Below are 1,549 nucleotides of genomic sequence, written 5' to 3' on the forward strand. Positions count from 1 at the left end.
CCAGGACGATTTCTTCCTTGACCCCAGATGCCCAAGTTTTGCGCTGCTTTCCCATAGAGTTCCTCCAGTTTGCCTGACCCTCCTATCGGTCAGGCGATTTTTGGAAGGAATCCCTGGAGCATTACCACCTCTACAAACCCTCTCACGTGATTCCGCTCGAGCCACTCTCTGATCAGATGGTCAAGGTGATGGATTACCAATTGGCCACTGACCTTTACCGTCTGCCCAGTTCCGAATACTCTGCGCTGGTACGGTCTGCCCCTGCTTTCCGACAGCCACCATACCTGACTAAAATTCTTCAGGCCACCTTCCAACACCATGCTGACTACGTCTGGATTAGAAGCCCAGAGAGCAAGCACCAGGCGCATCTCCCACTCCTCAGTCTTCCTAACGAAGTCATTTTCACAGCCACTTGGGATCCTGAGCGCTGGGCGCTGCTGGAACGTCACGGCGAGTGGTTTTTAGTGCTGTGGTTTGATTTATTGTGTACTGCTGGCAGTCTTGTTGGCACCGCCGAAGTGGCTCTTGATTTGGGCGCCTCTCCTCTCGTCTGTGTCATTACTTCTGATGGGCTAGTCGAGACAGTTGAGAAGCAGGTACCAGTTTCACTCAGTCAATTTGCCAGTGTCTTTCAGCAAGACCCTGGCCTTCGCGAACGTGTGGAGTTTGAATTGCAGCGGGCCGAACTTTTGAGGTTCACGCTGTTTCTCGTGAGTCATGCCGTACTCATCTGCGCAGAGGATCTGACCTACCGCGATATGGATCGGAATTTTGTGCGCTGGGCACGCAAAACCGGCCTGCTCGATTGGCATGAGAGCTGGTTACATAATCGCTTAGCCACAGCAGGCATCCCGTTCGAAAAAGTCGATTCCAGGGGCACCAGCCAGCGCTGCAGCGCCTGCCAGTATCCACATGGTCAGCGGGATCGAAGTGAATTCCGTTGTCCCAAATGCGGTCACAGTATGGACGCGCACGAAAATGCTGCACGGAACATCCTCCAGCGCGGCAGCCTGAAGGGCAGGCAGTGGCAACGTGCTCATGCCAAGACTCGCCTCAGGCAAGGTGTGGCATGAGAACTACTCTGTATTCCGCCTCAGCATTCCGGGACGTCGACACCTGTGATGAGGCACCTCGAAGGCCAATTAACGCATCCGACACTGAACAAGGACTCTCCCCTGCCTGGCCAGGCAAGCTGGAACGCGACGACGACGGGAATAAGGGGTTGAAAGAACTTTTTTCTCCACCCTGGTCGCCAGAAGTGATTGACCAGCGACTGCAGCAACTGACCAATGGCAGGTGGCTCAGGTCGTGGCAACGCCGAGGGGATAAGGAGATCCACCAGCCACTGATCGACGAAATAGATCAGAGTGGAGTGAACCGGCATCTCATCTCCAGAGTTATTCCCCCAGAGACGCTGAAGCAGCTAGTACAGCGTTCAATTAATTCGGATAGCTTGATAGTGCCGACCAAAGCTGCGACGGGCATCCTGGGTCGAGAATTGCCAATTGATCTTTACCCCCGCTGCATTTCGGGCGCTCACCCAGGATTC

General features: G+C 54.5%; 2 protein-coding genes. Both read left to right on the forward strand.

What is annotated here, in order from left to right; all coding sequences use genetic code 11:
• The first annotated feature begins 146 nt into the window (after positions 1 to 146).
• Positions 147 to 1,073: a zinc ribbon domain-containing protein gene (locus tag E5Z01_RS19155; RefSeq protein ID WP_135230833.1), complete on the forward strand. Its 927-nt coding sequence runs from the start codon at positions 147 to 149 to the stop codon at positions 1,071 to 1,073.
• Positions 1,074 to 1,222: 149 nt separating this feature from the next.
• The coding region (locus E5Z01_RS19850; protein WP_205750519.1) for a hypothetical protein at positions 1,223 to 1,549 on the forward strand (327 nt) is incomplete at its 3' end.

Origin of the sequence: Deinococcus fonticola, assembly GCF_004634215.1 — a bacterium.
In the GTDB taxonomy this organism is placed as follows: domain Bacteria; phylum Deinococcota; class Deinococci; order Deinococcales; family Deinococcaceae; genus Deinococcus; species Deinococcus fonticola.